Annotated in this window: 20 protein-coding genes; 7 read left to right on the top strand and 13 right to left on the bottom strand. The window is 30.4% G+C overall.

Annotation, left to right across the window (positions count from 1 at the left end):
• Positions 1-34: 34 nt before the first annotated feature.
• From ACNG5D_RS07690 to ACNG5D_RS07675, 4 genes are all read right to left on the bottom strand, one after another.
• Positions 35-988, bottom strand: coding sequence for a hypothetical protein (locus ACNG5D_RS07690; protein WP_418182915.1), 954 nt, complete (start codon positions 986-988; stop codon positions 35-37).
• A 2-nt stretch (positions 989-990) separates the two neighbouring features.
• Entirely contained in the window at positions 991-2,424 is a 1,434-nt protein-coding gene (locus ACNG5D_RS07685) for an MBOAT family O-acyltransferase (RefSeq protein ID WP_418182914.1), read from the bottom strand.
• A 197-nt stretch (positions 2,425-2,621) separates the two neighbouring features.
• Positions 2,622-3,101, bottom strand: a complete 480-nt coding sequence (locus ACNG5D_RS07680) for an Lrp/AsnC family transcriptional regulator (RefSeq protein ID WP_300338133.1) — start codon at positions 3,099-3,101, stop codon at positions 2,622-2,624.
• A 70-nt stretch (positions 3,102-3,171) separates the two neighbouring features.
• Entirely contained in the window at positions 3,172-4,317 is a 1,146-nt protein-coding gene (locus ACNG5D_RS07675) for a M14 family zinc carboxypeptidase (protein ID WP_418182913.1), read from the bottom strand.
• A 289-nt stretch (positions 4,318-4,606) separates the two neighbouring features.
• Between ACNG5D_RS07675 and ACNG5D_RS07670 the strand changes: the two genes are divergently transcribed.
• Complete coding sequence (locus ACNG5D_RS07670; protein WP_418182912.1) at positions 4,607-4,981, top strand: helix-turn-helix domain-containing protein; 375 nt, start codon at positions 4,607-4,609, stop codon at positions 4,979-4,981.
• A gap of 40 nt (positions 4,982-5,021) precedes the next feature.
• Positions 5,022-5,405 carry a hypothetical protein gene (locus ACNG5D_RS07665; RefSeq protein WP_418182911.1) on the top strand — a complete coding sequence of 128 codons (384 nt, stop codon included), beginning with the start codon at positions 5,022-5,024 and terminating at the stop codon, positions 5,403-5,405.
• On the opposite strand, the gene ACNG5D_RS07660 is transcribed toward ACNG5D_RS07665, so the two are convergent.
• On the bottom strand, positions 5,402-5,902 hold the full coding sequence (locus tag ACNG5D_RS07660; protein ID WP_418182910.1) for a hydrolase: 501 nt from the start codon (positions 5,900-5,902) through the stop codon (positions 5,402-5,404). The genes ACNG5D_RS07665 and ACNG5D_RS07660 overlap by 4 nt on opposite strands.
• Positions 5,903-5,912: 10 nt before the next feature.
• On the bottom strand, positions 5,913-6,674 hold the full coding sequence (locus ACNG5D_RS07655; RefSeq protein WP_418182909.1) for an MBL fold metallo-hydrolase: 762 nt from the start codon (positions 6,672-6,674) through the stop codon (positions 5,913-5,915).
• 94 nt (positions 6,675-6,768) lie between these two features.
• On the opposite strand from ACNG5D_RS07655, the gene ACNG5D_RS07650 reads away from it, so the two are divergent.
• On the top strand, positions 6,769-8,244 hold the full coding sequence (locus ACNG5D_RS07650; RefSeq protein WP_418182908.1) for a TonB-dependent receptor: 1,476 nt from the start codon (positions 6,769-6,771) through the stop codon (positions 8,242-8,244).
• A 67-nt stretch (positions 8,245-8,311) separates the two neighbouring features.
• Here ACNG5D_RS07650 and bcp read toward each other — a convergent pair whose 3' ends face one another.
• Positions 8,312-8,764, bottom strand: coding sequence for a thioredoxin-dependent thiol peroxidase (gene bcp / locus ACNG5D_RS07645; RefSeq protein WP_418182907.1), 453 nt, complete (start codon positions 8,762-8,764; stop codon positions 8,312-8,314).
• 35 nt (positions 8,765-8,799) lie between these two features.
• On the opposite strand from bcp, the gene ACNG5D_RS07640 reads away from it, so the two are divergent.
• Positions 8,800-9,459: an endonuclease III domain-containing protein gene (locus tag ACNG5D_RS07640; RefSeq protein WP_418182906.1), complete on the top strand. Its 660-nt coding sequence runs from the start codon at positions 8,800-8,802 to the stop codon at positions 9,457-9,459.
• A 241-nt stretch (positions 9,460-9,700) separates the two neighbouring features.
• Here ACNG5D_RS07640 and ACNG5D_RS07635 read toward each other — a convergent pair whose 3' ends face one another.
• Entirely contained in the window at positions 9,701-10,285 is a 585-nt protein-coding gene (locus tag ACNG5D_RS07635) for an RNA polymerase sigma factor (protein WP_418182905.1), read from the bottom strand.
• A 235-nt stretch (positions 10,286-10,520) separates the two neighbouring features.
• On the opposite strand from ACNG5D_RS07635, the gene uvrA reads away from it, so the two are divergent.
• The gene (gene uvrA, locus ACNG5D_RS07630; RefSeq protein ID WP_418182904.1) at positions 10,521-13,304 is read left to right on the top strand and encodes an excinuclease ABC subunit UvrA; all 2,784 of its coding nucleotides are present in this window, start codon (positions 10,521-10,523) and stop codon (positions 13,302-13,304) included.
• A 65-nt stretch (positions 13,305-13,369) separates the two neighbouring features.
• Here uvrA and ACNG5D_RS07625 read toward each other — a convergent pair whose 3' ends face one another.
• Both ACNG5D_RS07625 and ACNG5D_RS07620 read right to left on the bottom strand, forming a co-directional pair.
• Positions 13,370-13,957, bottom strand: a complete 588-nt coding sequence (locus ACNG5D_RS07625; protein WP_418182903.1) for a porin family protein — start codon at positions 13,955-13,957, stop codon at positions 13,370-13,372.
• A gap of 114 nt (positions 13,958-14,071) precedes the next feature.
• Positions 14,072-15,172: a DUF3667 domain-containing protein gene (locus tag ACNG5D_RS07620; protein WP_418182902.1), complete on the bottom strand. Its 1,101-nt coding sequence runs from the start codon at positions 15,170-15,172 to the stop codon at positions 14,072-14,074.
• 291 nt (positions 15,173-15,463) lie between these two features.
• Between ACNG5D_RS07620 and ACNG5D_RS07615 the strand changes: the two genes are divergently transcribed.
• Positions 15,464-16,084 (top strand): hypothetical protein, encoded by a 621-nt coding sequence (locus ACNG5D_RS07615; RefSeq protein ID WP_418182901.1) that lies wholly within the window; start codon positions 15,464-15,466, stop codon positions 16,082-16,084.
• Between the two features lie 187 nt (positions 16,085-16,271).
• Positions 16,272-17,411: a hypothetical protein gene (locus tag ACNG5D_RS07610; protein WP_418182900.1), complete on the top strand. Its 1,140-nt coding sequence runs from the start codon at positions 16,272-16,274 to the stop codon at positions 17,409-17,411.
• Between the two features lie 122 nt (positions 17,412-17,533).
• Here the strand turns inward: ACNG5D_RS07610 and ACNG5D_RS07605 are convergent, their stop codons facing one another.
• Genes ACNG5D_RS07605 through ACNG5D_RS07595 form a run of 3 tightly spaced genes read right to left on the bottom strand, consistent with a single transcriptional unit; the run spans position 17,534 to position 22,694 of the window.
• Positions 17,534-18,988 (bottom strand): lipopolysaccharide biosynthesis protein, encoded by a 1,455-nt coding sequence (locus ACNG5D_RS07605; RefSeq protein WP_418182899.1) that lies wholly within the window; start codon positions 18,986-18,988, stop codon positions 17,534-17,536.
• Positions 18,989-20,266, bottom strand: a complete 1,278-nt coding sequence (locus ACNG5D_RS07600; protein WP_418182898.1) for a glycosyltransferase — start codon at positions 20,264-20,266, stop codon at positions 18,989-18,991.
• A complete protein-coding gene (locus ACNG5D_RS07595) occupies positions 20,259-22,694 on the bottom strand; it encodes a YfhO family protein (RefSeq protein ID WP_418182897.1) in 2,436 nt (811 codons plus the stop codon). The genes ACNG5D_RS07600 and ACNG5D_RS07595 overlap by 8 nt, the downstream gene beginning before the upstream one ends.
• Positions 22,695-22,764 lie beyond the last annotated feature (70 nt).

Genomic DNA, 22,764 nt, shown 5'->3' with positions numbered 1-22,764 from the left:
CTAAAACACAAACCCCAAACACAACTATATTTAATTAATGTTTTTTAGTAGATTCATTTATATATTTTGTTAACACCCTTGATACTTGAAGTGATACTTTATCATGCCCATAACATGTCCAATGATGATCATAATCAAAAGACCAACTCTTATCGTTATCTGAATTTAATAAAATTGTCTTAAAACCTTTGTCCTTGCATAATTTGATTATTTCTGGTTTAGATTTTGGCTGAAAAACCAATATTTTATTAGAAATATCGTAATTCAATTTAACGTAATTGAGTAGTTTACTAATTTCATGAAAATACTTAAAATCGTTATCTTTTTTACTTTTTACTTTTTTTGTTTTTTTGTTTTTTTTAGGTGGTTTATTTTTTTTAAAAACATTAAAAGAAAAATTATTGTAGAAATAATATAAAAGTTTCCAATTATATAATATTTTTTTAAATCCCGGAGATTTCATTTGCCCATATACTACCCTATTTGTTTCAATATCAAGTTGTGTAATATCTTTTAAAGGCTTAATAGAAGATACACTTTCAGTAAAATCATGACCAGCAACATAAATTAATTGAAATATTGGTTTTAAAGAGTCTAATTGTTTAGATATTTCCATGGCTTCAATAAAAGAAACCCCAGACCTACTAGCTTCAATGAAGTTATAATCACTCATCTTTTGTTTCAACAAATTAGACTGGTGACATTCGTTAGGGTTCATGAAGTTTTCAATAAAAGAATCTCCAATAATGCTAATTACATTTTCGTAGCTATTAGGCAAGTCGCCAGGCCATCCAAATTTATTAATCTTCCATTTATGGTCTCCTCCTTTCCAATATCCAGATTGATTTGGATAATATTTTTGAATTCCAAATTCATCAATAGTACGTTGAGGCAAGTCGGAAACCGTATGCGTAAAACGAATAATTAACTCTCCAAGAATTACAATTATAAAAAAGAAAACTAAAATATTTTTAAAAAACTTCTTCATACTTAAAATTGAAAATATATAAACGCTTGTTCTTCTCCTGTAAATCTAAACATTAGTACAATTAACAAACAATAGATAGACCATCTAATTGGCTTGTTAAAACTATCAATCCTATCAATAGCATACTGACCATTTCTTCCAAACCACTCTACAATTAAAAACATTAATATAAGTACTAATACTGTGCTTGGTAAAACTTCCGGCATTGTAAAAAGCTCAATCGAAAAAATTCCTTTTATAAATGAAAATGCATGTTCAACAGAATTTGCCCTAAAAAACACCCAGGCAATTATAGTTATAAAAAACGTAGTGAACATTTGTATAACTTCTTTTAAACTTGGAAAATGCTTTCCTTGAGCTACAATGTTTGTATTTACTCTATTTTTATTAGTTAGCATTAATGGCAAAAAATATAGCGCATTTAAAAACCCCCAAATCACAAATGTCCAATTTGCCCCATGCCAAAAGCCGCTTACTAAAAATATAATAAATGTATTTTTAATTTTCATCCATGTACCTCCTCTACTTCCACCTAACGGTATATAAACATAATCTCTAAACCAAGTAGATAATGATATATGCCATCTTCTCCAAAATTCTGCTATATCTCTAGAAAAATATGGGAAAGCAAAATTTTGCTTTAAATTAAACCCAAACAATCTAGAAATACCTATTGCTATATCGGAATACCCTGAAAAGTCACCATATATCTGAAATGCAAATAAAAAGGCGCCTAAAAACAACGTGCTCCCTGAATAATCATCAGAATTATTGAAGATAATATTTGCGTATTTAGCGCAATTATCGGCAATTACAATTTTTTTAAATAATCCCCAAAGCGATTGACGTAACCCATCTACTGCATTTTCATAATTAAAGTTTCTCTTTTTATAAAATTGCGGAAGCAAATTTGTAGCCCGTTCTATAGGTCCAGCAACTAATTGCGGAAAAAAGCTAACAAAAGCCAAAAAAGAAATTATATTGTTTGTAGGATCTAATTTCTTGTTATACACATCAATAGTGTAACTTAAAGTTTGAAAAGTATAAAAACTAATTCCAACTGGTAAAACTATGTTAAGCGTATTTACTTGCAGTTCTTTTCCAAAAAATGAGAATGAATCAACAAAGCTTTCTATAAAAAAATTACAGTACTTAAAAAAAGCTAAAAAGCCGACATTAACACATATACTAGTCCATAAATAAAGTTTTCTTTTAGATAGTTTTTCTTCCTTTTTTAATAAAAGCCCAATACTAAAATCAACTAATGAACTAAATACTATTAAAGATAAAAACCTCCAATCCCACCAACCATAGAAAACGTAACTCGCTAAAACTATTAACGCATTTTGAAAATTTAACTTTTTGTTAGTAACAAACCAGTATAAAATAAAAACTATAGGTAAAAATATAAAAAACTCTACTGAATTGAAATACATATTAGGGCTTTACTAAATTATTAAACTAAAAAAAACAAATATCTTTTATGACAATTTAATCATCAAAAAAAATCTTTAAATAACCAAAATAACACCGTAATCTACAATAATTAAAACACATGTTATAAACGTTTATACAAAATTAAAAAGCCCTCAAAAAAAGGGCTTTTATTTAATACTATAATAAATGCAACACATTACATATCATTAAATATAGAATGCATTAAACGTTTTTTATCGTTAATACTTTCTTCAAGAGAAATCATAGTTTCTGTTCTGTAAACACCTTCTATATCGTCTAATAAAAAGATAACTTCTTTAGCATGCTCTGTACTTCTTGCTCTAATCTTACAGAAAATATTAAACTTACCTGTAGTTATATGGGCCACAGTAACATAAGGAATCTCATTAATGCGCTCTAAAACAAATTTTGTTTGCGAGGTATTATTAAGATAAACACCTACGTATGCAATAAAAGAGTATCCTAATTTTTTATAATCTAACATCAATGAAGATCCTTTAATTATTCCGGCTTCTTCCATTTTTTTAACACGTACATGAACAGTACCTGCAGATATTAATAATTTTTTTGCGATATCTGTAAATGGAATTCTTGTGTTATCTATTAACATATCAAGAATTTGATGATCGATTTCGTCTAATTTAATTTTTCCCATAATTAACTATTCTTATATATGAGGCAAAATTAATACATTTTTATTAAAAATAAAGCACAATTAATAGGTTTTATTTCGATAATAGCAATATTTTTTCATTATTCAATATTACGAAAACGTTTTCGTAACCTATAGTTAACATATTTTCTTCTGCTGTAAAAATTTCTTTTTCATTAGCATTAACCTCTTTATGACCATAAAAGCCAATCAGTTTTTCTATCTTTTCTACTTTAGGAATAAACTCTACCTTATTGTTAGTTAAACGTTCTTGGTATTGAATACCAATATCGACAATTTTGCCATCCACCTTAGCGTTTCTAATAATAACATCAAAAAAGCATTTATCGTTTTCAGGTATATCAAAATATGCTTTATAATTATTACCCGTAACTGTTGTTCTAGCTATATAATCTAGAGATGTAATATAAGATGTAAAAATGAACTCGCGAGTTACCTCACGAGCATAATCGTTAGCAAAATGCCCTGCTTCAAATAATATTGTAGGTACATTTTCACTTTGAAATGTGTCTCCAATACAATTTAAGTTAAATGCATCATCATAAACTCCAACTTGATTTGGTATAATATGTTGTAATGCTTTATTCATAATCCCTATAACCTCCATAGCTTTCTTTCTTGTAACCGTAATAGAACATGCTTGGTCTTGAGCTGGAGCTAAAAAAGACACCGTAGCTGATTTATTTGAAGTGCCTGCACTAAAAATAGTACGCTGCCCGTGTAAATTATAACAAAAGTGAGGTTTAAAATCTTTGTAACAGTTACGCAATACCAAACTTTCTGGTTGGGTTAAATTTTGCGCATCTCTATTTAAATCTACCTTATTAGCATTTATTCGTGTATAAGCCAAAGCTCCATCTGGATTAAGAATTGGTATTATATATAAAGTGCAAGCCTCTAAAATATAATCAAGCCCAGAGGTTTTGCTTAAAAGAGCTTTTAAAAGATCAAACAAAGCCTTTGTTGTAGTAGATTCGTTTCCGTGCATCTGAGACCACATTAAAACTCTTTTTTTTCCTTTGCCAATTCTTAAACCATAAATCGGGGATTTTAAAACCGACTCGCCAACAACTTCAACAGTTACTAATTTAGATATTTTTTTTAATAACGGCTCTATACTTTTGTTCGTTATATAGCGATGCGATAAGCTAGATTCTTTATGTTTTATAAACAGATCTTTAATGTGGTTTAATTGCATGATTTTTTTTTAGGTTACAAAAGTAAACATTTACAAATTTACATTTGTAAACAATATTTAATTCTATTTAGTATACATTTGTATACACAAAAACATACTTAAACACTAAAATGTTTACCAAAAACAACACGTTTATATTTAATTAATAAAAATTATTGATATTCAACATGTTAATTATCTCTATATGAAGTTTAAATTCATATGAATACTAAATTTTAAACAATATAATGCCATGTTTCAATTTATATTGTTACATTTGTAACATAAAGCCATAATTGTTTTTTTTACATTGATAAACACAGCTGATTTTATTAAAAGACTACAAAGCGTAATAACACATTATGGTGAATCTGCTTCTTCCTTTGCCGAAAAAATTGGAGTACAACGTTCTAGTATTTCTCATATTTTATCAGGAAGAAATAAGCCAAGCTTAGACTTTATTTTAAAAATTCTTTCCGCCTATCCCGAGGTAGATTTATATTGGCTTTTTAATGGTAAAGGTAATTTCCCTTCTGAAGAGAAAGTTGAAAAACCCAAAAAAGAACCAATACAAACTAATGATGTAATTAAAAAAGAGATAATCACAGAAATGAGGAACGACAAAACCATCGAGCGCATTGTTATTTTTTATTCTGACGGAAGTTTTAAAAACTACAACAATTAACAACTTAGTTTATTAGCTTTGTAATTTATTTTTTTGTGTTATGCGATATATTTTTATTCTAGCTTTATTGAGTTTGTGCAGCTGTTACGAAACCACTAGAAATTGTAAAGATTACAGAACGGGTACATTTAGGTTTAATTATATGGTAAACGGCATTGCTAAAAGCGGCGACTTTAAAAGAACCGAGCGTTACAGCATTAATTTTTACGATAACAAAATTGACAGCTCTGAGGTAAAATGGATAAACGATTGCGAATTTATACTTTACAAAGTTAATCCTGTGTCAATTTCTGAGAAGGATCCAATACACATGAAAATACTGACCACAACAGATAGCTCGTACACTTTCGAATACGCCAAAGCTTCCTTTAACGAAGGAGAAAAGAAAAGAAAAGAAAAAGGTGTTGCTTATAGAATTAACTAATTAAAAGGATACAAGAAATATTCTACTAAATTAAATTTCAACTCTTTTTTATCTGTTATTTCATAAGTTAAAAAAATCTCCCCCCAATATTCGCCGTCCGAAAAATCTGCTATAATCCATTTATGGTTTAGCATTTTTACTGTATTTATAAGCATTTTTCTTCCTTGGCTTGCCGCATAAGGCACTATAGGATGCTCTCCTTTTACTTCATTTAACTTGTAAAGCTCGTCTTTTATAAAAGGGATTAATTCTGCTACTTCATACCCGTCATTTTCAAAATAACTAATAGCATCTTCGTTTCTATCTAAATTAAAATGAGAAACCTCTAGAATTTCATTATGTAAAACCGCAACAGAATCCTTATACTTTTCAAGTTGAGATTCACTAGTCGCTAATTTTTTATCAATATCTTCAAAAATTCGTTTAGAGTTTACATATTGAAACAATACTAACAATGCTGTAAACACAAATAAATACATAAAAATTCTTTGCTTCATTTTTTTCTTTTTATACTATTATTTTTAATTCATCATAAGCCAAAAATACATTTTCTGGCAACATAGCTTCCACATCATCGTGAAAACCTAATAAATGACTTATGTGTGTTAAATATGCTTTTCCTGGATTAACTTTTTTTATAAACTCTAAAGCTTCCTCTAGATTAAAATGCGATTGATGCGGCTGTATACGCAAAGCGTTTACCACTAAAACCTTAATGTTTTTTATTTTTTTAATCTCTTCATCCTTCACAGTTTTCATATCTGTTAGATAAGCAAAATCGCCAAACTTAAACCCAAAAACCTGCAACTTATTATGCCTGCCGTTAACCGGCACAACTTCTATATCGCCTAATTTAAAAGGTTTATTTTTCACCTTATTTATTACAACTTCTGGCGCCCCTGGATACCTATTTTTCTTTTTAAAAACATAATCAAATCGCTTTTTAATAGATTTCACAACCCGTTTATGAGCATAAATAGACACACCTCCTTGCCTGAAATAAAAAGGTCTTATATCGTCCAACCCCAAAACATGATCGGAATGCTCATGAGTAAACAAGATACCATCTATTCTTTCTACATTAGCTCTTAGCATTTGATATCTAAAATCTGGACCACAATCTACCACATAAGTAAAGTCGCTCCACTCTACCAAAACCGAAACACGTAAGCGTTTATCTTTTGGGTTTTTACTTAAGCAAACCGGATGATTACTCCCAATAATAGGAATACCTTGAGATGTGCCAGTACCAAGAAATGTAATTTTCAAAAATCTTAAGTTTTACACAAAAATAAGTTTATTTTTTTGTTTACTCTAGTTATTTGGTACCTTTGTAAACACAAGACGTAACCTATAAAAACATATGGAAATCACCATTACAGGAGATAGAGAGTTTGACGATATTCCGTCGTTAAAATCAAAAGCACTTCGTATTAATTTAAACGAAAACATATACGGAACCTTTGCTGAAATTGGAGCAGGTCAAGAAACTTGCCGTCATTTTTTTAGAGCCGGTGGCGCCTCTGGAACCATAGCAAAAGCTATGTCTGCTTACGACAAAGACTTTAGTGATGCTATATATGGAGCTGAAGATGACGGACGTTATGTAACCGAAGCACGTTTAAGAAAAATGCTTGCTCACGAGATGGATTTAATGGAAAATAGATTAACTCGCGAGAAAAATCCGAATAAAATATTTTTCACCTACGCCAATACTGTAGCAACTATAGACTTTGCTAAACAATTTAAAGGCCATGGTTGGGTAGGAATTAAATATCAAGTAGAAGCAGGAGCCGAATACAACGAGATAATTTTACACGTTCGATTTAAAGAAACCGATGCTAGATTACAGCAAGAAACCCTTGGTGTACTAGGAACCAATTTAATTTACGGGGCTTTTTACAAATACAACGAACCTAAAAAACTACTAAGGTATTTGTACGACCATTTAGATAAAGACCAAATAGAAATTGATACCATAAATTTTTCAGGCCCTGTTTTTGAAAACATCGATAACAGATTAATGAGCTTGCAATTGGTTAAAAATGGTATGACCGATGCTGTAATGTTTGGGCCGGATGGCACAAACGTACTACCAGCAAGAGTATTCTACAAGAAAAACATTCTTGCGCTACGCGGAAGTTTTAGACCTGTAACCAAAGTTAACATGGAAATGTATGAGAAATCATACGAAATGTTTATTAAAGAAAATAAGGTTGATGAAGATAAAACCGTTGTGGTTTTTGAAATAACACTATCCAACCTAAGGGCAGAAGGTGAGATTGATGAGCAAGATTTTATTGATAGAGCAGATTTACTATGCGCTCTAGGACAATCTGTTATGATTTCTAATTTCCAGGAGTACTTTAAGGTTGTTGAGTATTTTTCTAACTATACTAAAGCACGTATGGGCTTAGCCATGGGGGTTAGTAACCTAGTAGATATTTTTGATGAAAAATATTACCGCCATATGAGCGGAGGTATACTTGAAGCTTTCGGTAAACTATTCTTTAAAGATTTAAAAGTTTACCTATACCCCATGAAAGATCCTGAAACAGGCGAGCTAATTAATAGTGAAAATTTAAAAGTATATCCGCGTATGAAAGAACTATACAAATTCTTTAAATACAACGGAAAAGTAATTGACATTGAAGATTACGACGAAAGTATTATGAATATATTTTCAAGAGAAATATTACGAATGATATGTGAAGGCGAAAAAGGCTGGGAAGATATGGTTCCCGAAGGAACTGCAGAGCTAATTAAAGACTATAGACTTTTTGGATATACCAGAAGACCTTTAACACTTAGTAGACGAAGAACAACCAAGAAAAAATAAAATACAAAAAAGGCTATTTAACTAAATAGCCTTTTTTTTTACAATAAATTATCTAAATATGCTAGTATTAGCCTAATATTTGAGCTGCATGATCTTTAGTTTTTACTTTTTCAATAACACGATCTACAACACCTTCTTCATTAATTAAAAAAGTCATTCTATGAATACCATCGTATTCTCTTCCCATAAACTTTTTTGGCCCCCAAACCCCAAAAGCATTTATAACCGTTTTATCTTCATCTGCTAAAAGCGGAAAAGGAAAATCGTATTTATTCTTAAAATTTGTTTGGCGCTTTGCAGAATCTGCACTAACACCTAACAACTCATAACCTTGAGCCTGAAGCTCTTTATAATTGTCTCTTAAATTACAAGCTTCTACCGTACACCCTGGCGTACTTGCTTTTGGATAAAAAAACACAACTAGCTTTTTTCCTTTATAATCACTTAATGAAACTGTATTTCCTTGCTCATCTTTAGCCGTAAAATTAGGAACGGCATCACCTTGCTTTAATGTATTCATAGTATTAACTTTGATTTTTAACAAAAATACAATTTATGACTAAACAAGAGAAGGTAAACTTTGTTATTAATACACTCTACAAACTATATCCAGAAATACCAATACCTTTAGACCATAAAAACCCATACACACTTTTAATTGCTGTTTTACTATCTGCACAATGTACAGATGTAAGGGTTAACAAAATAACACCTTTATTATTTGAACGCGCAGACAATCCGTTTGATATGATTAAAATGTCTATTGAAGACATAAAAGAAATTATAAAACCATGCGGCCTATCGCCAATGAAAAGTAAAGGCATATACGGGTTATCAAAAATTTTAATTGAAAAACACAACGGAAAGGTTCCAGAAAGTTTTGAAGCTCTAGAAGCATTACCAGCTGTAGGCCATAAAACAGCTAGTGTTGTTATGTCTCAAGCATTTGGAGTTCCTGCTTTCCCGGTCGACACCCATATTCATAGACTAATGTATCGCTGGAATTTAACAAACGGAAAAAATGTAACCCAAACCGAAAAAGATGCTAAAAGATTATTTCCTAGAGAATTATGGAATGATTTGCATTTACAAATTATTTGGTATGGTAGAGAATATTCGCCAGCTCGTGGTTGGAATTTAGAAAAAGACGTTATTACTAAAACTATAGGTAGAAAATCTGTTATTGATGAGTATTACAAAACAAAAAAGTCTTGATATTAAAAACATCAAGACTTTTTTTTTTAGAAAACTTAATTAAGAAGCGTTTCAAACTTCATTTTATTACACTTTATAACACTTAATGCCTTAGAGTAATTTAGAAGAAAATTAACCGTTTCTTCTCTCGGCTCAAGATTTTCTATATTTTTTATAGAATTTTCAGAGTAAATTTTTGCCATTTTTTCTATTTATAGGGTTATTTCAAAATAGAAAACGTAACAATATTTACTTTATTGTATTAATTTGTTAAAACAATATTATGTTTATCTATAATTTTACGCAAATTAATTAATGCGTAACGCATTCTTCCTAACGCCGTATTAATACTAACCCCTGTTCTATCGGAAATTTCCTTAAAACTCATATCGTTATAAATACGCATTAGCAACACTTCTTTTTGGTCGTCTGGAAGTTCATCAACCAATCGTCTTACATCATTTTCAACCTGTTCTTTAATAATGTTTTTCTCTGCATTTAAACTGGTATCACTTAATACCGAAAAAATACTAAACTCTCCAGTATTATCAAATTTTGGCATACGATTATTCTTTCTAAAATAATCAATCACTAAATTATGAGAAATACGCATTACCCAAGGTAAAAACTTCCCCTCTTCATTATAAGCACCTCGTTTTAAAGTTCTTATAACTTTAATGAATGTGTCTTGAAAAATATCTTCGGCAACATCCTTATCATATACTTTCGAATATATAAAGCTATAAACCCTTTGTTTGTGTCTTTTAATTAAAATTTCTAGAGCACTTTCGTCTCCCTTAATGTAATTACTAACTAGAATTGCATCTGTTATTAGTTCTCGTTGCATAATGTTTACTTTTAATGCACGAAGTATACACTTCGTTGCTTGGGGTTATTAAGTTTAAAAGTAATTTTATGCTATAGATGCGTGTGTTTGAAGTTATTATAAGTTCAAATATAACAACAATCATTCCTAAAAAACAAAAAAACACATCTTTTTTTAACAAATTATTCGATAAAAGGTAATTTTTTATGCTCGCTCACTTATGCTATCTTTGTGGAAATATCTCTTTAAAACACCTATGAACACCCCTATTTTAGAAGCAAACCCCAAAGAAAACATTATTATTAAGGGTGCGAAATTGCATAACTTAAAAAATATAGATGTTGTTATCCCTAGAAATAAATTAGTCGTTATAACAGGATTATCGGGCTCTGGCAAGTCCAGTTTAGCTTTCGATACTCTTTACGCAGAAGGACAACGACGTTATGTAGAAAGTTTATCGAGTTACGCCAGACAGTTTTTAGGACGATTAAACAAACCAAAAGTAGAGTACATTAAAGGCATTGCTCCTGCTATTGCGATTGAACAAAAAGTAAACTCTACCAATCCGCGCTCAACAGTAGGTACAACTACTGAAATTTACGACTATTTAAAATTATTGTTTGCAAGAATAGGAAAAACATACTCGCCTATTTCTGGATTAGAGGTGAAAAAAGATACCGTAACAGATGTTTTAAACTATATAAAAACATTTGAAGAAGGCGAAAAACTATTATTGCTTTCTCCTATACACATAGAAGAAGGGCGATCTATTGAAGACAAGCTTAAAGCCTTACAACAACAAGGTTACGCCAGAATAAAAGTTAATAATACTGTTTTAAGAATTGATGAAGCTAAAACAATTTCTAAAAGCGATTTACTTTTACTGGTTGTGGATAGAGTAATTACAAAAAACGAAGAAGATTTTTATAACCGATTAGCCGATGCTACACAAACAGCCTTTTTTGAAGGCAAAGGCACTTGTATAATTGAAACATTAAAAAATAATAAACAACACCCGTTTAGCAATAAATTTGAGTTAGATAACATTAATTTTCTTGAGCCAAATATTCATTTATTTAGTTTTAACAATCCTTACGGAGCTTGCCCTAAATGCGAAGGTTATGGAGATATTATTGGTATAGACGAAGATTTAGTTATTCCTAATACTGGGCTTTCGGTTTACGAAAATGCTATTTTTCCTTGGCGCGGAGAAAGCATGAGCTGGTATAAAGATCAACTAGTTAACAACTCTCATAAGTTTAATTTTCCTATTCATAAACCATATTTTGAATTGACTAACGAACAAAAACAACTTGTTTGGACAGGAAATAAATACTTTGAAGGCTTAAATTCTTTTTTTGCAGAGCTAGAATCTAAAGCTTACAAAATCCAGAACCGAGTTATGCTATCTCGGTACCGAGGAAAAACAAAATGCAAAGCTTGTCAAGGCAAACGCTTACGCAAAGAAGCTAATTATGTAAAAATAAACGGCTTAACTATAACCGATTTAGTTGAAATGCCTCTAAACAAACTAGCAAAATTCTTTAATCAATTAAAACTAAACGACTACGACAATAAAGTTGCTAATAGATTACTAAAAGAAATAAACAACAGACTATCTTTTCTTGCAAACGTAGGTTTAGATTACTTAACACTAAACAGAAAATCGAACACCTTATCTGGTGGAGAAAGTCAACGTATAAACCTAGCAACATCTTTAGGAAGTAGTTTAGTTGGCTCTATGTATATTTTAGACGAGCCTAGTATTGGCTTACACCCAAAAGACACAGAAAAACTAATATCGGTTTTAAAATCTCTACGCGATTTAGGAAACACAGTTATTGTAGTTGAACACGACGAAGATATCATGAAAGCCGCCGATAGTATTATCGATATTGGCCCAGAAGCAGGCACATTTGGCGGGCATGTAGTTGCCAAAGGCACTTATTCTAATATTTTAAACTCAGAATCCTTAACAGCCAAATACCTAAATGATGATTTAAAAATTGAAGTTCCAAAAACAAGAAGAACCACAAAATACCATGTAGATATTAAAGGAGCTAGAGAAAACAACTTAAAAAATATCGATGTTAGCTTTCCTTTAGGCGTGCTAACTGTAATTACAGGAGTATCTGGAAGCGGAAAAAGTACGCTTGTAAAAAAAATACTTTTCCCTGCTCTACAAAAAAAACTAACCGATTTTGGCGACAAACCAGGGCAATTTACAGCTCTTGAAGGCAATTTTAATAATATAAGCCACATAGAATTTGTAGACCAAAACCCAATAGGCCGATCATCAAGATCAAACCCTGTTACATATATAAAGGCTTACGATGATATTCGCGCCTTATTCTCTAAACAAAAACTAAGCGCCATACGTAACTACCAAGCGAAGCATTTTTCTTTTAACGTAGATGGCGGTCGATGTGAAACTTGCAAAGGTGAAGGTCAAGTAACAATTGAAATGCAATTTATGGCCGATGTGCATTTAGAATGCGAAACCTGTAAAGGCAAACGCTTTAAAAAAGAAGTGCTAGAAGTTACATTTGCTAATAAAAACATAGACGATATTCTTAATTTAACTATTGATGATGCTATTGCTTTTTTTGAAGCTACCGAGCAAACAAAAATTAAAAACAAACTACAACCACTACAAGATGTTGGTTTAGGGTATGTTACATTAGGACAAAGCTCTTCTACCCTTTCGGGTGGCGAAGCTCAACGTATAAAACTAGCATCGTTTCTAGGCAAAGGAAACAACAAAGAAAAAGCTCTTTTTATTTTTGACGAACCTACAACTGGCTTGCATTTTCACGACATACAAAAACTTTTAAAATCGTTTAATGCATTAATCTCAAAAGGACACTCTATTATTGTAGTTGAGCACAATATAGACTTAATAAAATGTGCCGATTACATTATAGACCTTGGCCCTACAGGTGGAGAAAACGGAGGAAATCTTGTAGCTAGCGGTACTCCAGAAGAAATTACAAAAGTAAAAACATCTGAAACAGGAAGATATTTAAAAGAAAAATTATAGTTGATAAGATAAAAATGAAAAAACAAAAGCTTAGACTTTCGTTTTTTCATTTTATATAAAGCAGTTTAAAACTGATAGCCTATTCCTATTTGAAAACCACTTAATTTTGAAGTAGCATCTCCAGCTGGATTATCTAGTAAATTTGACAAGCCAAATCCATATCTTGCATTTATATTAAAATTATCGGTAAGTGTATAAGCTGCACCAACATCAACACCAAAATTTATCGATTTTATGCCTTCTGGAGCATCTAAAAGATAGCCCACATTTGGCCCTGCTAAAACATTAATATTATCAATAACTTCATATTTCACTAATACCGGAACCTGCAATTGATTTAAATCTTTTATTGAAACAAAATCAATTTCTGGCTGTAATTCAAATTTATCACCTAATTCAATATCGGTAAAATAATAACCAATAAAAAAACCAGATTTAGTTGTATTGTTTTTAAATTCAGCCAACATTGTTGCAGAATTAGTCGAACTTTTAGAGCTTGATGACTTAGACGCTACATTTGTCGCAATTGCAGATTCGCTATACGAATAACTATAACTTTCGCATCCGCCATAATAACCTCCTCTTAAACCACCACAAGAGGAAAATAAAATAAAAATAAAACCGAGAGTAATGGATAAATTAATTTTTTTCATAATGTTAAAATTTAGTTGATTAAGTAGTTAATTTACAAAACAAACAACTAAAAACCAAATAGTTACAAATACAAACCAAAAAGCATTATAAAAAAATAGGATAAAAAAGAGCCTCTAATAAAACAAAAACGCAAACATACCTAAAATAACAACTGTTAAAGGCGCCACAAACATTAAAAACAAAAACGATGCTATGTTAGCTTTAATAAACGTTTTAATTATGCCTTGATTGTAAAAACGTAATAACGCCAAATACAAATACATAAACGTCGAGAACACTATTAACCAATCAATCCAATCTGGAATATCAATAATAAAATTAACACCTATAATTAAACTAAAAACAGTAAATAAAAAAGAAAAATAATAAAAACTAAACACCAAGTGGTGCGCATACAAACCATGTTTCCTATATAGAATTTTTAATATAAGTGCAAATATTGGCAATAAAAAAAACATCGCAACCGGAATTGTATCATAAAACGTTTGTAAAATACTCCCACCCTTTCTTGATTTATAAAACCTTAAAGCTTGTTTGTACATTTTTTTTGTTAACCAACCCGCATTATCATCCATTCCCATAGCCGTATAAAGCTTAGCATTTGGTGCATTTAAAGCTATTAAAGAATCTAAGGCTTTTGTATTAAAATCAAAACTTGCTATATCATTTTTTCTAAAATCTTCTGCATTAACTAACGAATCTATTTTAGCATCAGAAAAACCATGTATAAACTTATTTTTTTCTAAAGCTTTTTTAATTTCAATCCTAGCTATAGAATCTTTAGCTTTTTGCTCTACTAATTCAATTGCTTTTATTGAGTCTCTTACATAACCATCTTCTATCTTATCAACAACACTTTCTTTTTTTAAAGTTTCGGCTAATTTTTCATCTAAAGATTGAACTTGATTGCGCTGAATAAAAGAAAACAAAAAGAAAAATATTACCGCTACAAACAAGTACATCTGCGCTGGGTGCAAATACAATAACCGCTTACCCTCAATAAATTTACTTGCTAAATAACCTGGTCTAAGCATTAAAGGAAAAAAACTTTTAAAAAAACGCGCATCAAACGAAAAATAGTTACTTATTGTATTATAAAACAAAACTTTAACTGTAAGTTCGTCTTTTACCTGCTGTCCGCAATACGGACAAAACTTAAAACTATCCTTAAACGTCTTTTCGCAATTTTTACAAGTTTCTTTTTTATGCTTCATTTAAAAAGTTTAGTTTTTATAAAAGTAATAATTTTAAAAAGACTACCAATATTCGATATTGTTTAAAAAACTAGAAAGCAATTCTTCATCTAAAAAAACAAACACAAAAACTTAAAAAACAACAAGTTACAACAAAACGCATTGTTAATATTTAGTTAACGCTTACTAAATTGCTATTTTTTGGCATATAAATTGAAAAAAACTAAACATCAGTAAACCCGAAAACTGACAAACACATTTATAAATAATTTGAAAAAATTTCGGAATGTTTAATTAAAATCCTATGTAATTATGAAGAAAGTATTACTAGTATGTGCAAGTTTGTTAATAGGATTAACGACTGCATCAGCAACAGAACTAAATAAGAAAAAACGAAAAATAACGATTAACAAAACCACAAAACACTATTACTTAGAACAACCTATAGTGTTTAACGAGCGTGGTATTGAGTTTTTCATTTTCTCGGATGGTAGCTTCGATTTTAACACCAATGCTAATAACTATTATTACAACGATGCATTTTATAAAAAAAATTCAAGACGAAGTAGTATAAATATTAACCACAGAGGTCCAAACTCAAACATACAATACACCTCAAATCGATACGCAAATACAAGTGTTTCAATTTCTAGAGATCGAAATGGTAAAATAAGACGAATTGGAAATGTGTTTTTAAATTATGATAGACATGGAAGAATTACTAGAGCTGGTTCTGTATTTATGAAATACAACAGAGGTAAAAACTCTAACCTGCATAAAGTTGGTGGTTTAAAAGTTAAGTTTAATAAATATGGAGAGATTATTTACACTCGTGGACATGTTAACCAATTAAACAATATTAACCTAAACGACGACTACTATTATAAACACAATAAAAGAGCAAAAAAAATAAAAAGACACAAAAAAAATTAAATTATTTTTTATTTGAGATTAGATTGGTTCAAACAAAAACCTTAAGACTTTAATTGTTTTAAGGTTTTTGCTTATAACACATCTTAATTACAACAAACAAAGCAACTTAAACATACAAATACATTATTTTTTTGTTTTGGCACGCTGTTTGTAATTACTAAAACAGCAACCCTTAAAATTTACAATTATGAAAAAGTTTATATTCTTATTAGCTGGTTTAATCCTAACAGGGCTTACCGCTAACGCAACCACCACAACAACTAAAGTAAGCGCAGCAACAACTTATTATGGAGGTTATAGTAATTCTTTTATATTTAATGTAGATGGAGTTGAGTTTTCTGTATTTAGAGATGGACAATTCGATTTTAACCTTATTAGAAATCACTCTAGTTTTGGTGTAAATGTTAATACAAGACATGTAAACATTAGCTTTAATACAGGGTATAATTACAATGCTTATGTGCAATATGATGAGTTTGGAGCTATTATTCAAATTGAAAACGTACCTATTTATTATGATTATTACGGACGTATTAGTCAGGCTGGAAATGTAAACATTCACTACAATAACTTTGGTTATATAAACCGAATTGGTGGATTAAATGTATACTACAGAAACAACGTATACTCTCATTACACAGGGTTTATAAACATATATAACAGAGGCTATATTTACAGACCATGGCATAGATATTATAGCATTCCTGCTAGAGATTACTGTGTAGTTTACAACAGACCTTATAGACAGTATTACAGACCTGTACGCTATACCTACAACAGACCTTTTTATAACAATTACAGACCAAGAACCGCTATTGCTAGCAGAAGAGGTAATAAAATTATTAGAAACAGAAGCTATGCCACAGTTAATAGAAGCAAAAGAAATGTTACAAAAATAAACAGAAACACTAATTATAGAAGAAATGTTGCCAATACAAATACTTCAAGACAAAAAAATAACTCTATAAACAACACAAGAAGGACTATTCCTTCTGTAAAAAGAGATGTAGCTAGAAGAGACAACACTAATAACAGAAAGACTTACGAAAATATTAATAGAAACAACAATAAAACGAGTGTAAGAACTAAATCGATAACACGTGTGCAAAAAACTAGAACAACACAAAAACCAAAAAGCATAAACACTCGTACATATAATAGAAACAATAATAAAACTAGAAACACTCAAGTTGCTCAACGTACAGTTAACAAGCCTAGAACATCAAATGTTTCAAGGTCTAAACAAACTAGAACACCAAGAGTAGCAACAAAAAGAAGTAATTCTAGCAAAAATACACGATCGACATCTACAAGAAGACGATCATAACAATTTTGGTTGGTTAGTTTGGAAAGCCCTACGATATGTATGCCTCAAAGCAACATCGTGGGGTTTTTCGTTTTTATAAATTTCTATTTCACAAAAAAACTAAGTCCTACTCTATTTAATATTTAGACCTTTAAATACTTTTTAATAAGCAAAGAAATATCTTCAGAAAAATTATATTTATACACCACAAATACATACACTAGAGTAATTAAAATAGATTTCAAACCAATATTCATTACGGGATGAAACGGAAACTCCCAGAAATAAAACAACAACACAATCGCTGTTAAAAACACCCCTATTTTTAAAGTAGCTATAGTAAAAGGAAACATTTTAAATTTTTTATAAACAAAAAACAATTTAATAGAGTTATAAAGAAACACAGCTAAAAATGTTGCAACACCAGCACCATTTATACCTAAAACAGGTATAAATACTATATTTAGCAATATCATAATTACAACTAAAAAAACGCCTAAAACTAATACTATTCGATAGTAATCACTATTAAACAATATGGCGTTATTACTACCAAGAGCATTATCATATAACTTAGTGAAGCTTATCATAAAAACCACCAATAATCCATGACTAAATTCATTAGGTATAATGTGGTAAAGCTGATTGATGTTAAGAACAATTAACAAAAAAATAAAACCACCAACTACAAATAGGTTTAAGGAACTACGCTTATACAAATCTTCTAAAGCAATAAAATCTTTTTCGTTTAAATACTTTGCAGATAAAGGCAGTAATATTTGATGCATAGCACGTTGAGGTACGGCAATAACTGTTGCTATAAATATAGCTACATTGTAATAAGCTATTTCTTTAATATCAATATAATACCCCAACATAACCTTATCAACATCTAAAAGTATAGTAGCTACAGAACCTGCAATGATAATTAGAAACGAGTATTTAAGCACACCATGTAGGTTAGGCACACGCTTAAATGTAATAACAGGAAACCTTATGCTAAACGCATAAATTTTCATAACCAACATTCTTAATACATAAACAATAACTAGACCAGCCATAAACTGCTCTAAATTAATCATGCTAAAATGCAATAAAAACAATAAAACCATAGCACCAACTCTATGAAAAACTTCCTTCATAAAATTACCAAAAACAGTTTGCATTTGTACTTTTACCCATGCAAAAAACACTTCGAAATAAGCCAAAGCTATAGCAATTATAACAGTATGCCATAAATAGTGTTTTATAATCTCATTTTTGTTAGAAAGAAAACCAACAATAACATCAAAACCTATATAAGTAATTAATATTATAGGAACTATAATTACAAATGGCAATACCAACATGAGCGTTAAAAAACTACTTAAATAGACTCTAGTTTTAAATGTAGAATAAAATTTAACTAAAGTATTATGCACTCCAAAAGCCATTAAAGGCATAATTACGTAAGCTAAAGACAACATGTAGCCAACCATACCATAATACTGATCGGTAAGAAATTCGGTATATAAAAAAAGCGTGTTTATTGCCCCTATAAAAAAACCTAAATAAGTAGAAATAATGTTTTTAAAGGACTGTGATACAACGACTCCCATTTAAATTAAATTAACTAAAGATTTAGTAAGCGCTCTTCTATGGTACTTTTGTAAACCAATTGGGTGCGATTGCAATGTTTTATTTAGAAAAGCAGCATAATGCTCTAAGATAATTCTTTTTAACGAGTCGAAATCATTATAACTAAAATAATTACCTGTATTAGTTTCCTTTATAATTTTTTCTACATCTGAATGACTAGGCCCTATAGAAATAATTGGTCTATTAGAAACCATATACTCGAACAATTTACCTGGAATTATGCATTTTGTTTCATCGGAATCAATCTCTATTAGCAACAACACTTGTGATTTTTTCTGAAACATAATAGCTTCTTTATGTGTAACATAACCAACATTGTTAATATAATCACTTAAACCATAATTTTTAACACTCTCCAACACATTATCACTAACAGAGCCCACAAAATTCAACTGAAAATAATCAGAAAAACCTACCTCGCTAGTAATTAAATCGCTTAAAACCTGCCATAAAATTTCAGGATTCCTTTTAGACAACAAAGACCCTATATGCGACAATGTAAATTTAGTATCCATTTTAAAATCAACACACTCTTCATCATCATACCCGTTAGTAATAACTGCTATAGGCTTGCTTGTTATATTTAAAAATTCTTCTTTAGTAGTAAAGCTAGTTACAATAATTTGATCTGAATTATTCAAAACCTGATTTTCTAAGGCTTTATGTTTGTTTTTTGCTTTAGAAGTAAGCTTTAATTGCTTGTGGTAGCCAATTGTTGTCCAAGGATCTCTAAAATCTGCAATCCATTTTAAATCTAGCCTTTTTTTAAGTTGCAAACCTATAAGATGCACACTATGGGGTGGTCCAGTTGTAATAATAGTTTCAATTTTTTTTTCATTAATATACTTAAGTAAAAAAGAAACAGACGGCTTTACCCAACCTATCCTAGCATCTGGAATAAAAAAATTACCACGAATAAACAACATGAGTCGCTCTAGCAAAGACTGTTTGTTGTTATCTGCTATTATACCTTTGCTAATTGTTTTTGATGATTTTGAAAACCAAGAAGCCCATTTATAAGGCTCGTTTATAGGTTGTTTAACCACTTCAACCTCACCTAATGATTCAAGCAAAAAACTCTCATCAACTATAGGGTAACTAGGGTTTTCTGGAACAAAAACAACAGGCGCTACATTAAACTCTGGTAAATATTTTACAAACTTTAACCAGCGTTGCACCCCAGGACCACCTGCTGGTGGCCAATAATAAGATATAATAAGCACTCTTTTTTTATTCATTTGCTTTTCTAAACTCAAAAAACAACCCTCCTAAAAACAGCAACATGAATAATATAGAGCTTGCAAGTGTAATTTTACTTCCTGTTTTTACAACATCAGGGTTAAACCTAAACTCTATTACATGTTCTCCGGCAGGAATTACCATCCCTCTTAAAATGTAATTTACTCTAACATGTTTTGCTTCTTCTCCATCTATAAAAGTTTTCCATCCTTTAGGGTAATATATCTCCGAAAAAACAGCAAAACCATTATTTTTATTATTAGACTTATACTTTAAGTAGTTGGAATTAAACTCTAACAACCTGATAGTTGACAATGAATCTACAACATATTTTTGATTAATACCTTGAACTTCTTTAAGTGCTAAATGCGGTGAATAAATAGCTTCATTCTTAGTATCTAAACTATCAAGTAATTTAATTTCTGAATTTGCAGATTCAACCTTTTTTAAAGTTTTTACAAACCATGCATTTCCATTAGCTGCATCATTTTCGTACGGAAACGCATTACCTTTTTCGTCTTGCGCTACTATATATTTGGTATTTAACATATTTAGCACGTTTATATTATTTTGTGCTAAATAAAAATCAAAAACCTCTCTATAACGTCTTAATTCTGCTGCGTTATACCCATTTAATGAGTTATGAAAATACGATGGTTTTGACGGGCCAGAAACCAAATCGAAAACTCGGTAATGCGATTTATCTTTTAAAATAAAATTATCTACATCTGTAGCTTTAAAGGGTTTACTCATTTTAACTCCAGAAACAAAATCGTCATTATTCACATAACGTCTATCTACACCAACCAAATCAAAAAGTATTAAAACCGCAAACGCTGTAACAACCCAAGCTTCCTTTAGCTTATCTTTTAAAAACATATATATTACTCCAGCAGACAATAAAATTAATGCTAGAGTTCTAATTGAATCCTTTGTAAATAGTGATTTTCTATCTGCTTTTAAGGCATCAACAAAATCTTGACCGTAATTTTGACGATAAAACCCATCGTTACCTCCAACAAAATCAAACAACGAGGTTTTAAATAACAAGAACACTAAGGCTGCACCTCCAGTTATAACGACAGCGAATTTCAAAGCCTTTATTTTATCTTCTTTCTTTTCAAAATCATTAAACAACTTAACTAATCCGAAAATTGCTAAAGCCGGAATACACAATTCTAAAATTACTTGAATAGAGCTTACTGCTCTAAATTTATTGTACAACGGAATATAATCAATAAAAAAATCTGTTATAAAAGCAAACGGTTGATTTTTTCCATACGAAAGCAACAAAGAAAAAATTGCCCCACCAACAAGCCACCATTTTAATCGGCCTTTAACCAAAAACAACGCAAAAACAAACAAAAAGATAATTACCGCGCCAATATAAGCTGGCGCTTCTACAATAGGCTGATCTCCCCAATACAATGGGGCACGCTTAGCTTCTTGCGCTGCTTGAGTTGTAGTTGCTCCTAATTTTCTATATGCTTCATAAGTAGCAGAGTTTTTCCCAACGTTTTCCGCATTACCGCCACCTGTAAACCCAGGAATAAATAAGTTAAAGGTTTCTACTATACCATAACTAAACTGAGTAATATAATCTTTATCTAAACCATTAGTCAACTCTTTTTCTGAACCATCAGGATTTATTGTAAGCTCACTTTTACCTCGTTTACTTTCTTTTACATACTCTTGAGTTGCTAAAAAATTAGTAGCATTTAACGCTACAGACAGAACTACAGCAGCAATTAAAACACCTATAGATTTAAAGTAATGAGAAAACAATTTCTTTTTATATGCATCAATAAAATAAGCCACACCTAAAATAATAACCAAAAACATAAGATAATATGTCATTTGAAAATGATTAGCTACTAACTCCAATCCCATGGCTATTGTAGTAAGTAAAAACCCTAAAACATATCGTTTTTGAAAAACCAGCAAAACCCCACTTAAAACTAAAGGCATATAAGCAATAGCATGAGCCTTGCTATTATGGCCAACACCTAAAATTATTATTAAATATGTTGAAAACCCAAAAGCCAATGCTCCTAAAACAGCTAGTTTAAAGTCTACTTTTAGTATTAATAAAAATATATAAAAGCTTATTAAATAAAGGAATAAATAATCTGCAGGCCTTGGCAAAAAACGCAAAGCCAAATCTAATTTTTTAATGTAGTTATGTGGGTATCTAGCCCCTAATTGATAAGTAGGCATACCTCCAAAAGCACTATTAGTCCAATAGGTTTCTGTTCCTGTTTGAGCCTTAAAATCTTTTTGCTGCTTACTCATGCCTATATACTGAACAATATCGTTTTGATATATAGTTTTTCCTTTTAAAACAGGACTAAAATAAGCAAGAGAAATTACAACAAAACCCAACAAAACTAATAAATGAGGGAGTAATTTTTTAATTGAAATTTGCATAAAAAAGTTTTAAGAAATAATTCTAAAAAAAATAATTTTAATGTGGTTGTTTTCGCAAACTTAAAACAAA

It is taken from the genome of Algibacter ulvanivorans (genome assembly GCF_048381495.1).
GTDB classification, from domain to species: domain Bacteria; phylum Bacteroidota; class Bacteroidia; order Flavobacteriales; family Flavobacteriaceae; genus Algibacter_B; species Algibacter_B ulvanivorans.
The sequence above is the reverse complement of the archived record's forward strand: the minus strand, read 5'-3'. Positions and strand labels throughout refer to the sequence as shown.

What these genes read in the sequence shown, in the direction of transcription:
- ACNG5D_RS07640 (WP_418182906.1), top strand. Translation starts at nt 8,800, where the DNA reads ATGACTAAACAAGAGAAGGTAAACTTTGTTATTAATACACTCTACAAA.
- ACNG5D_RS07675 (WP_418182913.1), bottom strand. Translation starts at nt 4,317, where the DNA reads ATGCAATTAAACCACATTAAAGATCTGTTTATAAAACATAAAGAATCT.
- uvrA (WP_418182904.1), top strand. Translation starts at nt 10,521, where the DNA reads ATGAACACCCCTATTTTAGAAGCAAACCCCAAAGAAAACATTATTATT.
- ACNG5D_RS07685 (WP_418182914.1), bottom strand. Translation starts at nt 2,424, where the DNA reads ATGTATTTCAATTCAGTAGAGTTTTTTATATTTTTACCTATAGTTTTT.
- ACNG5D_RS07690 (WP_418182915.1), bottom strand. Translation starts at nt 988, where the DNA reads ATGAAGAAGTTTTTTAAAAATATTTTAGTTTTCTTTTTTATAATTGTA.
- ACNG5D_RS07625 (WP_418182903.1), bottom strand. Translation starts at nt 13,957, where the DNA reads ATGAAAAAAATTAATTTATCCATTACTCTCGGTTTTATTTTTATTTTA.
- ACNG5D_RS07635 (WP_418182905.1), bottom strand. Translation starts at nt 10,285, where the DNA reads ATGCAACGAGAACTAATAACAGATGCAATTCTAGTTAGTAATTACATT.
- ACNG5D_RS07610 (WP_418182900.1), top strand. Translation starts at nt 16,272, where the DNA reads ATGAAAAAGTTTATATTCTTATTAGCTGGTTTAATCCTAACAGGGCTT.
- ACNG5D_RS07605 (WP_418182899.1), bottom strand. Translation starts at nt 18,988, where the DNA reads ATGGGAGTCGTTGTATCACAGTCCTTTAAAAACATTATTTCTACTTAT.
- ACNG5D_RS07620 (WP_418182902.1), bottom strand. Translation starts at nt 15,172, where the DNA reads ATGAAGCATAAAAAAGAAACTTGTAAAAATTGCGAAAAGACGTTTAAG.
- ACNG5D_RS07680 (WP_300338133.1), bottom strand. Translation starts at nt 3,101, where the DNA reads ATGGGAAAAATTAAATTAGACGAAATCGATCATCAAATTCTTGATATG.
- ACNG5D_RS07660 (WP_418182910.1), bottom strand. Translation starts at nt 5,902, where the DNA reads ATGAAGCAAAGAATTTTTATGTATTTATTTGTGTTTACAGCATTGTTA.
- ACNG5D_RS07650 (WP_418182908.1), top strand. Translation starts at nt 6,769, where the DNA reads ATGGAAATCACCATTACAGGAGATAGAGAGTTTGACGATATTCCGTCG.
- ACNG5D_RS07665 (WP_418182911.1), top strand. Translation starts at nt 5,022, where the DNA reads ATGCGATATATTTTTATTCTAGCTTTATTGAGTTTGTGCAGCTGTTAC.
- ACNG5D_RS07615 (WP_418182901.1), top strand. Translation starts at nt 15,464, where the DNA reads ATGAAGAAAGTATTACTAGTATGTGCAAGTTTGTTAATAGGATTAACG.
- bcp (WP_418182907.1), bottom strand. Translation starts at nt 8,764, where the DNA reads ATGAATACATTAAAGCAAGGTGATGCCGTTCCTAATTTTACGGCTAAA.
- ACNG5D_RS07595 (WP_418182897.1), bottom strand. Translation starts at nt 22,694, where the DNA reads ATGCAAATTTCAATTAAAAAATTACTCCCTCATTTATTAGTTTTGTTG.
- ACNG5D_RS07600 (WP_418182898.1), bottom strand. Translation starts at nt 20,266, where the DNA reads ATGAATAAAAAAAGAGTGCTTATTATATCTTATTATTGGCCACCAGCA.